The sequence below is a fragment of the Streptomyces sp. NPDC001880 genome, assembly GCF_053594575.1.
Genome location: NZ_JBSFET010000075.1, coordinates 14,031 through 30,870, shown reverse-complemented (window position 1 = coordinate 30,870; position 16,840 = coordinate 14,031). Strand labels below are relative to the sequence as shown.

The 16,840-nt window shown below is 68.8% G+C and carries 13 protein-coding genes and 4 pseudogenes; 7 read left to right on the top strand and 10 right to left on the bottom strand.

Features of this window, described 5'->3' with window-relative positions; translation table 11 throughout:
* Positions 1 to 357 precede the first annotated feature (357 nt).
* Positions 358 to 1,977 (bottom strand): ribosomal protection-like ABC-F family protein, encoded by a 1,620-nt coding sequence (abc-f, locus tag ACWCQ6_RS28240; RefSeq protein WP_451093864.1) that lies wholly within the window; start codon positions 1,975 to 1,977, stop codon positions 358 to 360.
* A gap of 154 nt (positions 1,978 to 2,131) precedes the next feature.
* Between abc-f and ACWCQ6_RS28235 the strand changes: the two genes are divergently transcribed.
* Positions 2,132 to 2,809, top strand: a complete 678-nt coding sequence (locus tag ACWCQ6_RS28235) for a TetR/AcrR family transcriptional regulator (protein WP_451093862.1) — start codon at positions 2,132 to 2,134, stop codon at positions 2,807 to 2,809.
* Between the two features lie 29 nt (positions 2,810 to 2,838).
* On the opposite strand, the pseudogene ACWCQ6_RS28230 reads toward ACWCQ6_RS28235, so the two are convergent.
* A pseudogene (locus ACWCQ6_RS28230) lies at positions 2,839 to 3,494 on the bottom strand (lysophospholipid acyltransferase family protein); the annotation flags it as partial.
* Between the two features lie 97 nt (positions 3,495 to 3,591).
* Positions 3,592 to 4,809: an MFS transporter gene (locus ACWCQ6_RS28225; protein ID WP_451093860.1), complete on the bottom strand. Its 1,218-nt coding sequence runs from the start codon at positions 4,807 to 4,809 to the stop codon at positions 3,592 to 3,594.
* A 109-nt stretch (positions 4,810 to 4,918) separates the two neighbouring features.
* Between ACWCQ6_RS28225 and ACWCQ6_RS28220 the strand changes: the two genes are divergently transcribed.
* On the top strand, positions 4,919 to 5,398 hold the full coding sequence (locus tag ACWCQ6_RS28220; protein WP_451093858.1) for a winged helix-turn-helix transcriptional regulator: 480 nt from the start codon (positions 4,919 to 4,921) through the stop codon (positions 5,396 to 5,398).
* 57 nt (positions 5,399 to 5,455) lie between these two features.
* Here ACWCQ6_RS28220 and ACWCQ6_RS28215 read toward each other — a convergent pair.
* Both ACWCQ6_RS28215 and ACWCQ6_RS28210 read right to left on the bottom strand, forming a co-directional pair.
* Positions 5,456 to 6,001 (bottom strand): annotated as a pseudogene (locus ACWCQ6_RS28215) (TetR/AcrR family transcriptional regulator C-terminal domain-containing protein); the annotation flags it as partial.
* Between the two features lie 7 nt (positions 6,002 to 6,008).
* Positions 6,009 to 6,284 (bottom strand): annotated as a pseudogene (locus tag ACWCQ6_RS28210) (transposase); the annotation flags it as partial.
* A gap of 173 nt (positions 6,285 to 6,457) precedes the next feature.
* Here ACWCQ6_RS28210 and ACWCQ6_RS28205 point away from each other — a divergent pair.
* On the top strand, positions 6,458 to 7,159 hold the full coding sequence (locus tag ACWCQ6_RS28205; protein ID WP_451093856.1) for a hypothetical protein: 702 nt from the start codon (positions 6,458 to 6,460) through the stop codon (positions 7,157 to 7,159).
* Between the two features lie 621 nt (positions 7,160 to 7,780).
* Here ACWCQ6_RS28205 and ACWCQ6_RS28200 read toward each other — a convergent pair.
* The gene (locus ACWCQ6_RS28200; protein ID WP_451093854.1) at positions 7,781 to 8,311 is read right to left on the bottom strand and encodes a hypothetical protein; all 531 of its coding nucleotides are present in this window, start codon (positions 8,309 to 8,311) and stop codon (positions 7,781 to 7,783) included.
* A gap of 427 nt (positions 8,312 to 8,738) precedes the next feature.
* Here ACWCQ6_RS28200 and ACWCQ6_RS28195 point away from each other — a divergent pair, with 427 nt between their 5' ends.
* Positions 8,739 to 10,034 (top strand): MFS transporter, encoded by a 1,296-nt coding sequence (locus ACWCQ6_RS28195; RefSeq protein WP_451093852.1) that lies wholly within the window; start codon positions 8,739 to 8,741, stop codon positions 10,032 to 10,034.
* A 94-nt stretch (positions 10,035 to 10,128) separates the two neighbouring features.
* Positions 10,129 to 10,524, top strand: coding sequence for a hypothetical protein (locus ACWCQ6_RS28190; protein WP_451093850.1), 396 nt, complete (start codon positions 10,129 to 10,131; stop codon positions 10,522 to 10,524).
* 111 nt (positions 10,525 to 10,635) lie between these two features.
* Here ACWCQ6_RS28190 and ACWCQ6_RS28185 read toward each other — a convergent pair whose 3' ends face one another.
* The 3 genes from ACWCQ6_RS28185 to ACWCQ6_RS28175 all read right to left on the bottom strand — a co-directional run bounded on the left by ACWCQ6_RS28185 (position 10,636) and on the right by ACWCQ6_RS28175 (position 12,540).
* A complete protein-coding gene (locus tag ACWCQ6_RS28185) occupies positions 10,636 to 10,866 on the bottom strand; it encodes a hypothetical protein (RefSeq protein ID WP_451093848.1) in 231 nt (76 codons plus the stop codon).
* Positions 10,867 to 11,273: 407 nt separating this feature from the next.
* Entirely contained in the window at positions 11,274 to 11,978 is a 705-nt protein-coding gene (locus ACWCQ6_RS28180) for a hypothetical protein (RefSeq protein WP_451093846.1), read from the bottom strand.
* Positions 11,979 to 12,276: 298 nt separating this feature from the next.
* Positions 12,277 to 12,540, bottom strand: coding sequence for a DUF6225 family protein (locus tag ACWCQ6_RS28175; protein WP_451093844.1), 264 nt, complete (start codon positions 12,538 to 12,540; stop codon positions 12,277 to 12,279).
* 879 nt (positions 12,541 to 13,419) lie between these two features.
* Between ACWCQ6_RS28175 and ACWCQ6_RS28170 the strand changes: the two genes are divergently transcribed.
* Complete coding sequence (locus ACWCQ6_RS28170) at positions 13,420 to 13,908, top strand: DUF4231 domain-containing protein (RefSeq protein ID WP_451093842.1); 489 nt, start codon at positions 13,420 to 13,422, stop codon at positions 13,906 to 13,908.
* A gap of 723 nt (positions 13,909 to 14,631) precedes the next feature.
* Here the strand turns inward: ACWCQ6_RS28170 and ACWCQ6_RS28165 are convergent.
* Positions 14,632 to 15,326: pseudogene (locus tag ACWCQ6_RS28165) on the bottom strand (IS3 family transposase); the annotation flags it as partial.
* Positions 15,327 to 15,753: 427 nt separating this feature from the next.
* Between ACWCQ6_RS28165 and ACWCQ6_RS28160 the strand changes: the two are divergent.
* A complete protein-coding gene (locus ACWCQ6_RS28160; protein ID WP_451093840.1) occupies positions 15,754 to 16,698 on the top strand; it encodes a hypothetical protein in 945 nt (314 codons plus the stop codon).
* Positions 16,699 to 16,840 lie beyond the last annotated feature (142 nt).

Genomic DNA, 16,840 nt, shown 5'->3' with positions numbered 1-16,840 from the left:
GTACCGATGTGGTCGCCGTGTTCCAGAGCCGTTCCTTTTCGCAGGTCAGGGGCCTTGTGGAACGGCCGGGACGGCGCGGAACGGCTGGAATGCCGCACCGACGCCCGGTGGGCGGCACTCCATACGGGACGCTGTTGGTAAATCCGGCTGCGGGTTGTGACGTCGGTCCGTTCCGCCTCGTTGAGGCGGAACGGAGCAGGCATGCAGGCGGCTCGACTCTCGGTGCTGGGACATGGATGGTTCGCCGGTAGGGCGGCGGGGCACGACGCGGTCACGTGGCGCGTCCTTTGTGCGTGGGGGCGTTCGAGTCTGCGTGGGGGTGTACGAGATCTTGGGGGTGTTCGAGATCCTGGGGCGTCAGGCGTTGGCAGCGGACGTCTCGGTTGCCCGCATGGCCAGTTGGGCGCCCCGCCAGCGTCGGCGCAGCCGGCGATCGTGGCTGACGACGACGAGAGCGCCGTCGTAGTCGGCCAGGGCGGTCTCCAGCTCCTCGACGAGAGCGGGCGACAGATGGTTGGTGGGTTCGTCGAGCAGCAGGACCTCGGACGGCTCGCTCAGCAATCGCGCCAGCGCGAGCCGCTGCGCCTGCCCGGTGGACAGCCGGCCGACGGTCACCGTGAGCTGGTCGCGGGGGAACAGGCCCAGGGACAGCAGCTGTTCGGCGTGCTCGGCGGGGTCCCCGGCCCGGCCGCGGGCGAAGGCGGCCAGCACCGTCTCGTCCGGTTTCCCGGGCTGCGGCTCCTGGGGGAGGTAGCCGATCCTACCGCGCCGGGTGACGCTCCCCCCGTGGGGAGCGATGTCCCCGGCCAGGACGCGGAGCAGAGTGCTCTTGCCCGCTCCGTTCGGCCCCGTGATCAGCAGGCGTTCGCCCGCTGCGACGGTGAGGCTCGTACGGTCGAGCCGGTCCATGACAGCGACGTCGGCGGCGTCGAGGACGGTTCCCTTCAGGCGGCGGGTCCGCAGTACCGGGGTGAAGTGCAGCGGCTCTGGCGGCGGCGGTACCGGGTCGGCGAGCAGGCGGCGCAGCCGTTCCTCGGCGTTGCGTACCCGGCCGGCCAGGGACTGCTGGACCCGGCCGCCCGCCCGGTCGTAGGCCATCTTGTTGCCGTCCTTCATCGGACGGCCCGGAGCCACCTGGCGGGCGGTGGTCGCGGCGGCCTCGCGGAGCCGGTCGGTGTCGGTCCGCCACTGGGCGTACGCCTGGGCCCAGCGCCGGCGGACGGCGGCCTTCTCGGCGAGGTAACCGGGGTAGCCGTTGCCGTACCGGACGACGCGGTGCCGGTCGGCGTCCACCTCCAGCAGGCTGGTCGCGACACGTTCGAGGAAGACCCGGTCGTGGGAGACCGCCACCGTGGTGCCCTGGCGGGCGCGGAGGTGTTCCTCCAGCCAGGTCAGGGCGCCGTCGTCGAGGTGATTGGTCGGCTCGTCCAGCAGCAGCACCTCCGGCGCGGCGGCCAGCAGGGCCGCCAGTCGCAGCCTGACCCGCTCTCCGCCGGACAGGCTGCCCACGACGCGGTCACGGCCCACCAGCCCCAGGCCGAGGCCGTGCAGGGCACGTTCCACCCGGGCTTCGGCGTCGTAGCCGCCGCGCAGTTCGAAGACCGTCATCAGTTCGCCGTACTCGGGCAGGCCCGACGCGTCGCCGTCGGCCATTGCGGTCTCAAGGTGCCGCATGCGCCGTTCTACGGCGCGCAGGTCGCTCAGGGCGCGGTCGATGATGTGCTGGACGGTGGCCCGCGGGTCCGTCCACTCGTCCTGGGCGAGATAGCCGACGCCACCGGTGGCCTGGACCACGACCTCACCCTCATCGGGCTGTTCGCGCCCGGCGAGCAGGCGCAGCAGGGTGGTCTTGCCGGATCCGTTCTCTCCGATGATCCCGGTGCGCTCGCCGGCGGCGAGCGAGCAGGTCACCGCATCAAGGACGGGCCTGCCGCTGAAGGACTTGCTGACGGCGAGCGTGGTGATCTGTGTGGGCATACGAGGTCTCCAGAGCATTCGGGAACGAGGCGGCCGTGAGGGGCCGTACGGCAGGGCGAATGCTGTGGAAGAGCATCGATCACTCCACTAGTGCGACGGTTGATGCTTTAAGATGTTGCCATATCTTCGTCCCCCCGAGCAATCGGATTCGCCCATGACGCCTCCCACAGCCCCGGAACCGACACCGGAAGCGGGAGCGGACGCGAACGGCGCCCGGCCACCGTCGGCGCCCCGACGCCGGCCCGGGGGCCGCACCGCCCGTATCCGCGCGCAGGTGCTCGACGCAGCCCTCGCGGAGCTGGCTGAACACGGCTATGACGGGCTCACCACGGACGCCGTCGCCGCCCGCGCCGGGGTGCACCGCACCACCGTCTACCGGCGCTGGGGGGATGTCGGCGGTCTGCTCGCCGACGTGCTCGATGCCGCGAGTGACGACGACTGGCAGCCGCCGGACACCGGCTCGCTGGAAGGCGACCTGACAGCGCTGAACGAGGAGATCCAGGCGGGCATGAGCGCACAGCCACCGGTCATGGCGGCCCTGATCGCCGCCTCGTTCCGCTCCGAGAAGGCCGCCGAGGCCCAGCAGCGGCTGTGGGAGGACCGTTACGCCCGCTGCGAGATCGTCGTCGGCCGGGCCGTCCGGCGCGGCGAACTCCCGCCGCGTACCGACGCCCGGCATCTGCTCATCGCCGCTACCGCGCCGCTCTACCACCAGCTGGTGCTTCTCCGCACGCCGTCCGACCCGCGACTGCCGGGCCAGGCGGCCAGAACCGCCGCCCTCGCCGCAGCCGCCGGCGCCTTCGCCGAGCCCTCGCCAAAGGCCGACGTCTGAGACCCCGTCCGGGCGTGGCTGCCGCGCGGGGCGAGTGCGGCGGGCTCGCGCAGGTGGGCGGCGGCCGTGCGCCACGCGGTGGTCACCGCGGTCCGGGCCGTGCCGTCCGGGTGGCGCGGTCGCCGGTCGACTCCAGGGGCGCGCCCACGTGCACATGAAGGTCCGGTCGGCGCAGCGGGGCGGTGACCAGGCCGGCGAGCTGCTTGGCGGTGCTGCCCGAGGCGATCCGGCAGGCTCCGGCCTGGCCCACGGGTACGACGGGGGCGCCGGTGCATTCGGCGAGCCGGGCCAGGCCGCTGCGGAAGGTGCCGGGTGCCGCTTCCCCGGCGTCCCTGCGGCGGGGCAGGCCCCCTTCGGCGTAGATGAGGACCAGCCGCCCCTGCTCCAGGGCCTCCGCCGCGGCGTCCAGCGCGGCCGCGGCGCGCCGGTCTCCGCGGATGACCGGGATGCGTCCTTCGCGGGCCAGCGCACGGCCGAGCAGCGGGACGCACCACAGCCCCGCGGCCGCCATGATGACCGGCTCGGCGCCGAGGCGGTACAGGGCGGCGGTCACGATCGCGGGGTCCGCCAAGGACGTGTGGTTCGCGGCGATGATGCTGCCGGGCGCGAGTTCGGCGCCGGGGTCGGTGGTCACCGTCAGTCGGCCGAACGCGGGCACCAGGACGTCGGCGGTGCGGTTGAGCATGAAGGGTCTTCCGGTCTCGGCGGTGTTGCCCCTCGCCCTCGGGACCGGGTGGCGGCCGGGGCCTGAGTCGTCGTACTCATATTCGAGCCTTGTCGCTTCAGGCGGTGCATCGTTCCCGCCTCTCTACCGGTCGGGTGGCACCGTTCCTGGTGAATGCCCAGAGGATGAGGGCGAGGCCGCTGAATCCGGCGCCGAGTACGCACACCGCGCTCCAGCCCGCCGCGGCGTACAGGGTTGTCGCGGCGAGGGCTCCGACGGCGCTTCCGATCGAGTAGAAGACCATGTACCCGCCGATGAACCGGCTTCCCGCGTCGGGGTGCAGCGCGTGGATCAGGCTCTGGTTGGTGACGTGTACGGCCTGTACGGCGAGGTCGAGAAGGATCGCTCCGGCCGCGAGGGCCCACAGCGACTGCCGGGTGAGAGCCAGGGGCAGCCACGAGAGGGTGAGCAGGGCCAGGCCGAAGCCGGTGGTCCGGTTCGCGTGGCCGCGGTCGTTGAGGCGGCCCGCGACGTTGGCGGCGAGGGCTCCGGCGGCGCCGAGCAGCCCGAACGCGCCGATCGCGGCCGACGGCAGGGACATGGGGGGAGCGCTGAGGACCAGGGTGACGCTGCTCCAGAGGGTGCTGAAGGCGGCGAAGACGAGGAGCGCGAACAGTGCGCGCAGGCGCGGCAGGGGTTCGCGCGTGAACAGGCGGATGGTGGAGGTGAGCAGGCGCCCGTATCCCAGTGCGGGCGCCGGTGTGCCGCGCGGGGGAATGACGCGGTGGAGTGCGAGGGCCGACGCACAGGTCAGTGCTGCCGAGGTGAGGTAGACCGAGCGCCAGCCCGCGAGGTCGCCGAGCAGTCCGGAGACGGTGCGGGCGAGCAGGATGCCGGTGACGACGCCGCTGGTGACGATGCCGACGACACGGCCGCGGCGGGCGGGCTCGGTGAAGGAGGCGGCGCAGGCGACGAGGGACTGTGTGACGACGGCGAGCAGCCCCAGGGCGGCCATCCCGACGAGGAGCGTCGTGGCGGTGGTCGTGGTCGCGACGAAGAGGAGTGCGGCGGCCAGGAGGAGCAGTTGCGTCGTGATCAGCCGTCGGGGGGCGAGCAGGTCGCCGAGCGGAACGATGAGGAAGAGGCCCAGGCCGTAGCCGATCTGCGTGAGGGTGACGATGGTGCCGAGTGCTGCCGGGGAGATCGCGAACTCGTTGCCGAGGGCCACCAGGAGCGGCTGGGCGAAGTAGACGTTGGCGACCGCTGTTCCGCAGGCGACCGCGAACAGCGCGGTGGCGCCGCGGGGCAGTACGGCGGCGGATGTCGCCTGGTTCATGGTGGCCCTCCCAGCAGTTCGGTTGCATGTTGCCACCCGTGAACATAGAGGCGACTGGTAGCATGTTGCAACCACAAGGGCTGGCCGGTCGGCCGCGAAGGAGGACGACGTGGTGAAACGGACCCGGTTCGACGACAGCGACTGCCCGGTCGCGCGGTCGGTCGACGCGATCGGCGACTGGTGGTCGCTGCTGATCGTGCGCGACGCCTTCGACGGGAGCCGGCGCTTCGGCGAGTTCCAGCGAAGCCTCGGGGTGGCCAAGAACATCCTGAGCGCCCGGCTGCGCACCCTGGTCGCGGGCGGGATCCTGGACTCGGTACCGGCGCCCGGCGGCGGCGCCCACCACGAGTACGAGCTGACGGACAAGGGCCGGGAGCTCTTCCCCGTCATCGTCGCGCTGCGTCAGTGGGGCGAGGCGCGGTTCTTTGAACCCGGTGAGCCCCACTCGGAACTGACCGATCGTCGCCAGGGCCTCCCCCTGCTTCCGGTGGAGGTCCGCGCACAGGACGGACGGGTCCTCACCCCGGACGAGACGGTCGTCACCAAACTCGACGGCACCACGACACCCCACCGCTCGCCGGGCCGGTGAGCGGTCGCCGCGCGCGTCGCACGTACCGCGTCGTTCAAGCCGCGAGAACCACGGGAGCTACGAGGGCTGTTCCGGCGCTGCCGAGCCGGTGACGGAGCCGTCCGCGAGGCGCACGTCGCGCGCCGCCACCAGTACCTCCAGCCCGTCCAGGATGCGCTGGAGGCCGAACTCGAAATGGTCGAAGCCGGTGCCGAAGGAGTCCTCGGACAGGAGGCCATGACGGGATAGCGCCCACTGGCCATGGCCTTCTCCAGGACGGGCTGCTGGGCCTCCCAGAACTTGGCGTCCGTCAGACCGGACGTGCGCTCGGCCTCCTCCTCGTACACCTGCGCTCCCCCACCACGTACCCGTCAATCAGGATGATCACCGAGACCAGTTCGGGGTCGGGCAGGCCCATCGACCTGATCCGGCCGACCACCTTCTCCATGCCGTCGAGCGCGTTCGGGCCGAGGACGGGGCGGGACTGGTTGACCTCCAGCGCCAGGAGTGGCGACGGTAGAGGGCGAGAGTGGCGTGGCCCAGGACCTGGAGGGTCGAGCGCCAGCCGCCGTCGCCGAAGTCGGCCGGGCCCTCGGACACGCGCTGGACGCGGTCCAGCATCAGAACGATCGCCCTTCTTCACGAAGCCGGTCTCGTCCACGATCAGCACCGCGCCGTCGGCACCGAGGTGTTCGACGGCGTAGGCACGGACATCGTCGCGGACGGCGTCGGCGTACCGGCGCGCGTAGCGCAGCAGCCGCTGCATCGGCCCCGGCCGGGCCAAGCCGACCTGTTCGGCCAGCTGCCAGCAGTTCTTCCGCTCCGCCTTCGACAACAGCCCGAGCAGACAGGCACGGGCACTCGCCCTCGGTTCAACTCGGCCGAAGCGGCCCGCGATCCGGGCCATGGCCCGGTCGAACATCTCCCGCCAGCGGGCAGGGCCTACGCCATGGCCCGCGGCCACCGCACGATCTTAGTTTGCCCACACACCAACCGATGATCACGCGGTGGCCATACCCGTTCCCGGCCGGGTACGGCCACAAGATCGCAAAGTCAGACTGGAGTATTAACCTCGACTGGTTGCAGAACGTCATGTGCGTGATCGAAGTCTCGAGGAATTCGGTGTTGAAGCTGGTGTCGGATGACGATTCGCTGGGCGGTATGCGTCCGGTCCTGGACGGAGATGAGGCCGTCTTGGGCTACGAGCCCCAGGAAGGTTTCCCGGACCGTTGCTGGGTCCTGCACGCCGTCACAGTGAGGGGGGAACAAGCTCGGTGGAACGACGTGCTGGCGCAGGTCGGCAAGCGCCTGGAGGACTGGCAGTTCACCCCCTCCTTCAGGGTCTTTGAGGGGCTGGACCTGCCCGTTGAGAAGCCGGACATGGGGGAGATTGACCGAGACAGTTTGGCTCACCTGGTCGAGATCCTCGCCCGCCACAGCCCCGAAGGCCATCGCACGGAGTGCTACTGGGCCCAGGCGGCGATTGAGGACATCGGCCGACCGATCCCGGCCCGCCGGGGCCGACTGGATGAGGCACTGGCTCACCACGATGCCAGCACATGGCCCGACCGAACCACAGGTATTCGGTTCCCCGCGCACTGGTGGCCCGTGGAGGGTTCTTGGTTCGTCCTGACCAACTGGGACCTGAGCGCCACGGAGGTGTTCGGGCCTGCGGCCCTGATTGCCGATCTTCTCACCGATGACACGCTGGACGCTGTGCGTCACCCGAGCATTGCCGAGGTGCAGGGCAACTCCGCGCGATGGCGCGAGCGGGCCCACTGACCCCTGAAGCAGCCAGTGGGCCTTACCGACACACCACCGGCAGCACGAAGGGCTGGACCCCACGGGTCCAGCCCTTCCGCGTGACGAACGCGAGCCCCTGGCCGCGACTTGTCAGGGAGGCGACCCGGGCCCGCACGCACAAGCTACCGGCAATCCTCATCCCGCCCCGACCCCTGGGCCACCCGATCAGTGTTTCCGGTCATCACCGGAGTGGCTCCCGATCCCACCGGAGAACACCCGCCACGGTCGCGTACGCCGCCGCCCCGAACAGCCTATCCCTGGCTCCCGTTCACAGCGGAGCAGTGGCTCCCATATGACCCGGCAAAATCACCTCGGGGGACCGTTTTCGCCCCCCATGTTGAATGGGCACCACCCATGCCCGGGGCTCTCGGTGAACTGTCAGCGTCCGAAGTCGGATACGCGGATGACTGGAGTCGGCTGCACCGCGCTGTGTCCGCTCCCGAAGCTACGGCGAAGTGACAAGTGGCCGAGCCACGGGTTGGCCCGCGTGACGGCATAGCCTCGGTAGGAGAATCAGCGTCGATAGCGGAAGCGATGGCTCCGGTACGTGATGCAGGTGCTGGGGTGGGCCCGGCACCGGCATGGGCAGCAAGCCCGGACTCAACCAGTCGTCGCAACATCAGCTTCCTGAACCGACGGCGTGAGGCTTGCCTGCCGCTGCCGTGCCCACAAGATGCCCATCGTGACCGACAGCACCAGGAAGAGCAGGGCACCTCCGCCCGACATAACGGCCAACACGGCTGCCCCGCCGCCATGGACATCGTCTTCACGGGCCACTACCCGAGGATCGTCCGCCTCGTATCGGATGGTGAGTCGAGTACCCGCAGAACTCTTGCCTCCGCCACTGCCGACCGGGAGATCCGCCACCACCGTCCGCCCATCAGCCTCGAACTCAACCTGGCATCCGCCCACCATGCAGGAGCCTCTCGTAACCAACGTCGCATCAGCTCGCTTGCCGTCCTGCAGAGAGCGTAGATGCCGGTCCGCCGGAACCATCACCAAGAGCGACAGGGCGCCCAACAGCAGCGCGAGCACCAACGACATCACCAGAGACGCGCGCGGTGACAAATGAGCTTTCGCCTCACGCTGCGAATGTGTACTCGAAGCGCCGTCGTTCACTATGCCGTCCATCTCTCACCATCTGTTTCATGCCGAGCGGCGCGCCGTGCCCCTCAGATGAGACGCGCCGTATCTGCGTTACTGCACAAGGTAGAGCCGTGGCGAGTTGGCTTTCATGTGTGGATGTCGGCACTTCGGCCACGGGCTTGGCAGCCTGATGTCGGCAACAGAGCTCAGCTGGGAGCAGTGGCCCGCTTCCTGCACCGCAGCGGAAGAGGCGGGTTGTTGATGTCGCCGGCCACGATTCCGAACTGGTGGACCGTTACTCGTCACAACGCCTGACAGACGGCTCCTGGTTCCTTTTTGAGATGTGACATTTCGCCAGGTCATCGCGCCTTTCGTAGCAGGCGGGCCGCCGTGCATAGTCCCTGGGCGGCCAAGAGGCTCGCAGGAAAGGGGATCCGGCACCTTGAGAACCGACAGGACGTCCGACCAGGCATTGGACGACACCGTGCCGAAAGCAGCGGGGCGACCCCCGCAGTCGGGGCTGGTGACGCGTGGGCTGCTGCCCGAGCGGGGGCCCCGGCGGACACTGGCACTGGCGACGTTCATCAGCACGATCGGCAGCGGTCTCTTCATGACCGGCGCCGCGCTGTTCTTCACCCGCTCGGTCGGGCTGTCGGTGACGCAGGTCGGTCTGGGCATGGGGGTAGCAGCCCTGGTTGGCCTGGCAGCAGGGGTGCCTGCGGGGCGGGTGGCCGACCGGTACGGGCCGCGGGAGACGTATCTGGCGATTCAGTGCGTGCAGGCCGTGGCGATGGCGGCGCTGGTGCTGGTGCGCTCGTTCGGGATGTTCGTGCTGGTTATCTCCCTCACCCAGCTCGCGTCCTCGGCCGGTGCTGCTGCCCGAGGCCCGCTGACGCGCGGCCTTGCGGGGGCGGATCCGACGAAGTACCGGTCCTATCTGCGGGCCGTGGCCAATCTGGCCGGAGCGTGTGGCGCAGTCATGGCCGGCGTGGTGGTGCAGGTGGACACCCGGGGCGCGTACGTGGCGCTGGTGCTGGCCAATGCCCTGAGTTTCCTGCTCTGCGCGGCTGTCGTGACCCGGCTGCCGCATCTGCCACCGTTGCGTGAGCGGGACTCCGCCTCGGGGTCGTCTCCTGCCGGCCGTTGGGGCGTGCTGAAGGACCGCCCGTACGTGGTGGTCACTGGGCTGGACTCGGTCCTGTCGCTTCAGGGACATGTTCTGGTGTTCGCGCTGCCGCTGTGGATCGTCGGGCACAGCGCAGCACCCCAGTGGCTGGTCGGAGCGTGCGCGGTGGTCAACACGCTGATCGTGGTGGTGTTCCAGGTGCGGGCAAGCCGAGGGGTAGTCGATAACATCTCAGCGGGGCGGGTCGCGGTCCGTTCCGGGGTGGCGTTCCTGCTCGGCATGGCAGCGATATCGATCGCGGCGGGGATCCCGGGATGGCTCGCCACCATAATGATCATCATCGGTGTCGTCGTGCACACGATCGGTGAGCTGTGGCACACCGCCGCCTCGTTCGAGCTGAGCTTCGGACTGGCGCCCGCCCATGCCCAGGGCCAGTACTCCGGACTGAGCGCCACCGGCGCAGGCTTGGCAAGTTCCCTGGCTCCGTCAATCCTGGGCCTGTTCTGCATCACCTGGGGCGTTCCCGGCTGGCTGGCTCTGGGCGGTGTTTTCGTGCTCGCGGGACTGGCGATGCCCTATGCGGTCCGGTGGGCCGAGCAGGCAAGTACAGCAGCAGCCAAAGAGACCACTGCTCCGGCGTAGGCCGGTCCACTCGCTTCTGCCGGGCCCCGCGGGAGCGGTGCCCACAAACCTCCGGCCGTTCCTTGATCAAGTCTGTGAGCACGGCTTGACGTGAATGGACAGCAAGGACACCTGCCTCTCCAACAAGGGCCGGCTGCCCAACGGGACCTACAAGGTCAAGGGACACGAGACCAACCGCGGAAAGTGGAACCACAACCCCAACGTGCAGATCCAGGGCTACGCCATCCAGCTCGAGAACAAGACCTGCACACCCGCCCCCGGCCAGAAGCCTGTCACGCGCACCGACATGTTCATCCACAGCGAGATGCTCGCCGACGGCACACAGGCCATCGACGTCCCCCTCAAGGACGACGACTTCTGGCGCTGGGACGCCGACTTCGACTACAAGTCCAACGGCTGCATCAAACTCACACCCACCGACCTCAAGGACCTGTTCACCCGCCTCGACCAGACCAGCTGGCCGAAAACCCTGACCCTCCAAGTCAGCTGACACACCTACAGCACCCACGCCCGGTGGGCGGCACCCCACACGGGGCGCCGCCGCCCACCGGGCGTTTCGCGGGTACGGCACCACTCGTGCCGCACCATCGCCGAGGGGGTGTCAGGCGGGATGATGGGGCTGTTCCTCGGCGGCGGCACGGCCACCGGTCCCGAGGGTCCGCCGCGGAGACGGGGAAGCCGCCGGGCGCGTGCCGAGTACGCCTCGGGCACGCAGTTCGTCGAGGTCGGACAGACGCTCTCCGGGGAGAGCGTCGAGCAGGTCGGCCTGGGCGGCGCGGATGCTGGGCGCGGGAGCCTGGGGGCCTGCGCCAAGGGCGCGGCGGACTGTCACACCGGTCATCGTACGGGCAGCGTGTGCTGGCCTGGCCTGTGGTGGTCGGGCCTGTGGTCGGCCTACGCCGGCCCGTGGTCGGGCCCGACCACTGCGCATACGTGCGGGTCGCTCGCTAGTTGAGGACCTGGACCTCACCGACCCGCACGCTGAACGCGGCCGCCTCACCGCACTCGCCACAGCAATCCCCGGGCCCCGCCCCTGGCCACCGTGCACGCGGTACGCCTGCAACCGGCTGATACCGGACTCGGCGGCGCAGTACGCCGCCTGTGAGGGCGGCGGGCCGTCGAGGTAGGGCCGAAGGAATTCACTGGCCTGCTGAAGCGCGGCTCTCGTCGTGTGGGTCCCGTACCCGATCGTGGGGATTCCCAGTCAGTGGAGCCCGTAGGCGGGATGCCGTCGGGCGATCACTCGCGAGGGGTGGTGGTGAGCGGGAATCCTCCGTTGCCGCCGCCCCGCATGTCCTCCATATCGAGCGGGTCCGCGTCGGCCCGGATGGCATGGATATCGAACCCTCCCTGGCCTGCGGGGGCGTCCTCGGCGGCGCTGATCCGGTACTCCACGGTGCGGGTGCCGTGGGCGGGCAGGTCCCGCGCACCGGAAGCGCCGGTCAACGGCTGGTAGTCGTTGGCCACGACCAGCTCGACGGGGTGCCAGTCGCCATCGGGGGCCTCACGTCGTTCCACCGTCAGTTTGGGCGGCCGCTCGCCCGCGTAGTTCCACTCGACCTGCGCGGAGAGCGCGATGCCACGGAGTGCCTTGCCGGTGGTGTTGCAGAGCTTGACGAGGACGGTCTGCGGTTCGCCGCCGGGGTGGACGGTGATGCCTTCGCGCGGGCTGGCGACCGTGGTGATCAGGTAGCCGTTGGTCTTGTCGGCAGCGGTGAGCTTTGGACAGGGCTCGCCCTGGAAGGCCGCGAAGCCGGGGTTCGGCGAGCTCTTCGTGGCCGCCGGAGGGCTGTGCGTCCGCGTCGCCTGCGCCGAAGCACCGGACGAGGGGTTGCTCTTGTCCCCGTCTGCCGAGGCTGACGGCCCCTCGCAGGCGGTGGTGGAGAGAATCACCGCCCCCGCGGCGGCGACGGCGGATCTGGCCCAGCGCCTGTCTGCGTGCACGGATACCCCTCCTCGTGGGTGCCTGTTTGGTGATCATGATGCCTGAGGGCCGCTCATGGTTGCGCCGCGGGGAGGTGCCATGACCGCCTCAGCGGGAGCGGACGGGCTTGCCTGACCATCGGGTAACGTGGACTGGCCGGTGGCGCACGCTGCTGCGATCGCCTGGCACGCAGTGAAGGCGGGGGGAGCCGCTCACGGTCCTGTCGCTGGAGCCCGAGCTGTACGCGGGTACCAGCATTACTCCGCTGAACCCCACCTGATCCCGTACTCGGGGCGAGGCGCCGCGGTGGGTACCGGCTCAGTCCAGACGCTCCGGTTCCCAGTCGGCGAACAGCGTCGGAGCTTCCGCCGTCTCGGTACGTTCCGGAGTAGTGGAGGTGGCCAGCCACCAGTTCTCCACCTGATGCGCGTCCACGAGGACGAAGTCCCGGTATCCGTCGAAGCCGCCGGGGTCGCCTGCCACGCCGATATGGATCGGTGCGTCATCGGGCAGGTCCTTGAGCGCGTCGCGAAGCTGCGCTGCATTCCAGACCTGCGGGGCGTGCTCGAAGACGTCGGTCATGGGCACAGCGTGCCGGACCGGGCCCTGCCACCGGTGGAGACACGGCTACGTCCCGGTCCAGAGCACTGGTCCGGGGCACGGCCGAGGCTCGCGAGCGGCGCAGGCCTTGCTGCGGGCTGGAGCACCGTCCGGCGCAGGCCGGACCCACGTCGGTAGCCGTGCCCCGGTCCAATGGGCATCGTTAGGCAGCACACCGTGGCCGGCCCGGGAGGCACGGCCACGCACAGCCCACCCGGGAGGTGGCCTGATGACCGGCATCCCGCAGCTCAGCGGCACGGAATACATGGCCAGTTACGGTCGTGACCCTGCGGCGAGAAGGCTGTGAGACTGCGGCCAACGGAACCCGCTCAGAAGGCATGCCACAACAACGCCAACAATGGGGAGAACCGTGAGGAAGCGGCTTGTCATATTCCTGTCAGCAACCGCAATGTTCTGTTGCGCACTCGCAGCATCTTCTGCTTCGGCGAACACGGTGCATGCGTTGAGCCCTGCGACGGTCGCCGGAGGATGCACAGAATGGATCGACTCGGCCGGTCCGGGAGGTGCAGGTCGCTACCACGCCGACTGTGCCGGCAACGTCTACGTACAGGCGACGGTGTGGTGCAAGGACGGCAGCATGAGCGTCAGCGCCTGGCGCTACTCGTACGCCAAGGCCGAGTGCCCCTACGGCGTGAAAGCGGCCTCGGGGAGTTTCGACACACGACTGTGAACACTGTGCGGACGGTGTGTCAGGAACGGAAATGAAGCGTGCCGGGCGCGAACACGGCAGGCTGGCCCAGCTCATTACCCCGGCTGCGAGCCGGTGGCTTCGCCGCCATGTTCCGACGGCCGTGCGCACACGCCTTGACTTGACAGACGCGATTCTGAAGGGTCGCGCGCATGACATTCACAGGTGAAGTGAGCTTCTGGTGGGATGAGTTGCGGGGGCCGGCCGGGGCCGACCTTCCGCCCAGCGTGCGCGAACGCGCGACGTGGTACGAACGGCACGTGCGGCGGCAGCGGCTTGGCCACTACCTCTCGGAGGTCGTGCTGCTGCTGTTGTCCGCGTCTATACCGGCGTGCGCGGCGGTCGGCGCCTCTGTCACGGTGACGGGCGTCCTCGGGGCTTTGGTGGTGGCCTCGGCAGGACTGCGGCAGCTGTTCCGGTGGAGCGAGAACTGGGTACGAGCGGGTTCTGTGCTGATGGCGCTCCACGGCGAGCTCGTCAGCTGGAGCTGTGGGTCGGCCCCGTACGACGGCGCGGACTCCTCGACCGTGCTCGCGGCGAAAACTGAGGAGCTGCTGCGATCGGAGACAGGCGAATGGGTGGACACAACGCGCCCGACGCCCCATACCCCCCTCGCTGGACCTCCGCCGTCGGACGGGTGAGCTCAGCGCACCAGTGGTGCCGCAGGTCCGTACGGGTGCGAACTCCGCCGCTGCTCGGGCGGCACCTGGCTCGCCACGGCCGACGGCTCCGAATGTCGGTCATCATCTGCGCGCAGTCACGCAGTCGGTGACAGCATCCAACTCCCGGCAGCCGGCCAGGGCTGCTTGAGCTCGAGTGCGTTGCTCTCGTCGATCTTGTCGGGGTGTGCGGTAATCAGCCGGGTGGCTTTCCGGACGGTCAGCTCGAACGGACGAGAACGTGAGACCGGAGCGATGCAGGTCACGGAGATCAGTGCTTACGGTCCGGGCGGGCGCGCCGACTACGAGCCCAGACCCGGCGTACGGGGGAGTGTGACGGAGCCCTTCCCCCAGTGGAGGGTGGAGGGAAGGGCTCCGTGAGTGAGCGCTGGGCAGGCCTTGCACCTGCATTTCCCCGCAGGAAGCGGAGCGTCTTTCCTTGGACCACCAACGCAGCGTCAGTCGCCGTGAGTTGCAGCGAACCGTCGAGATCAACTGTAACTCATGCTGTCCGTCGGACGGGATCGGCCGACGGACAGCATGCGACGGGCGTCGGCTGGGGCCAACCAGGAGCACGTCCCGTCAGGGCACTTACGCCCGATCTTCGTGTTCACGAATGATCGTAATTCGACGTTGAATCCGCCCGTCTCCGCTGCCAGGAGGCGAGATTGTTCCGGGTGGTCAGGGTGTCTGGGCTCCGTTCAGGCTGCCACGGACGTGGGCGGCCATCCTGGGCGCGTCGGCGACCAGAGAGGTGCGCATGTGGTCGGCGATGGACCAGCCCACCACTCGGCGGGAGAAGCAGTCGATGACGGTGGCCAGGTAGAGGAACTCACCGTCGCCGACGGGGAGATACGTCACATCGCCCATGTACTTCAGATTCGGAGCGGGTGCGGTGAAGTCACGCTTGAACAGGTCCGGCACGGGCGTGGCGGATGGCTCCGGGACGGTGGTGCGGACCTTCCTGCGCGGGCGGAAACCGGCGATGCGGAACTTGCGCATGACACGCGCGACTTTCTTCTCGTTGATCTTCATGCCGTGCGTGTCACGGAACTCGGCCGTGATGCGCGGGGCGCCGTAGGTGCCGTTCGACTCGGCATGGACGGACCGGATCTTCTCGGCCAGGGCCTCGTCGGCCCGCTCCCGCGCGGCACGGGCCTCGCGCCCGTCGCGCCACTTGTAGTAGCTGGAGCGGGCGACGTCGAGTACCTGGCACAGCCGCTGGACCGGGTGGGTCGCACGGTGATCCTCAATGAACTGGCAGCGACTCACCAGGTCATCTCGGAGGCGAAAAACTTCGTCGCCTTCCGCAGGATTTCCCTCTCCTCGGCAAGCGTCGCCTTCTCCTTGCGTACCGCCTTCAGCTCCGCACGCACAACGAGGAGCGTCTCCACTCCGCCCTCGACTACGTCCCCCTGGCCGAGTACGAACGTAACTGCTGGCAGAGTCAGTCACCAGCCGTGCAGTCCGCCTGAACCAATCAAGACCGGACTCTACGAATCTCGGGGCAGCTCATCACTCCATTCCCCCGGACCCTTGGCCGCAAGGGCCGTCAGCTTGCGGGCGCGTAATAACAGCGCGATGCTGAAGGAGAAGTCTGCGCAGGTCCCGTGCACCCGGGGCTGGTCGGCCCCGGCGCGTGTGGCACCCGGCGCCCCTGCCAAGAACGAGAAGAAACTTCCATTAACTTGGGCTATTAACGGGGGCGAGGGACAGAGCCCGATCTCCAGATCGCTTCCATCAGCCTCGCCTCTCCCTTTGTCGCTGAATACTGTCCCGTAAGGACGGGATCGTGCGACTCCTTCAGCCTGGAAAGGCGGAGGCAACATGTTTCCTGAGCAACCGATTTCGGTCCCCACGGATGCCATTGAAGCGTCAATCGCTCTACGTAACCTGCTGAATGCCCGCGAGGCCGGAAAGTACACGACCGGCGTGGGGCTGAAGCAGACGGGCGGGGTGTTCACCCCTCAGATCGTCCTCTTCGCTTACGTTCCCCAGAAGCGGCCTCCAGGAGACGTACTGGAAGGTGAACTGGTCCCGGCCGAGTTCGGAGGCTACGTCACTGACGTGGTCGAGGTCCGGCCCATGCTCATCGATGACACCGCGAGGTACGATCCCCTGCGCGGTGGCATTGAAATCTCACGGGAACGCCTCATCCAGGACGGCATCTTCGCACCGCCGACGGGCACGCTGGGGGCGATCGTCACGAGCCGCGAGAACGGCGGCGAGGCCCAGTTGCTCACCTGCGCCCATGTGGTGGAGCAGACCGACCTCAACGTCTACCAGCCGGGACTGGGGTCCATATCACCCCCGACCGACATCGTCGGCACCGTTTCGGCTCTGCGCCGCGAGTTCAATCCGCATTTTCTGGACTGCGCGGCCATCGCTCTCAACGGGTCTCGCGGCGGGAAGACGATCATCGAGGACATCGGTGCGGTGCAGGGTGCCGTCGTCGACCTCCCACCTCTCGGCGAAGTCGTCAAGAAGCGTGGCAAGCGAACCCTGCTGACGTTCGGCTTCGTTGTCAGGCTGATCTCGTCTCCGTTCGTGCCGGCCATCGATCAGATGGAGATCAGCGGCTCGGTGCCCTTGGTGACCTTGTTCGCGGGCAAGGGGGACTCGGGGTCGGTGGTGCTGAACTCCAGCAACGAGGTCATCGGACTCCTCTTCGCGATTCCCGGAGAGGACCTGGGCCCCGGCCTGGGCAGCGGTGGTCTCGCCATGCCCATTTTCAACGTGCAGGAGGCACTTCAGGTCGACATCGCCACTTGAGAAACCGCGGCGGACAACCAAATCACGCCGGAAGACCGAGGAGTTGTCACTGTCGGCGCCCGATCACCTGACCTGGTCGCACGCCGCGGAGCCGGTGACCGGACCGAGCGGTGTGACAGGTCTGTGGCATACGCGTCTGACC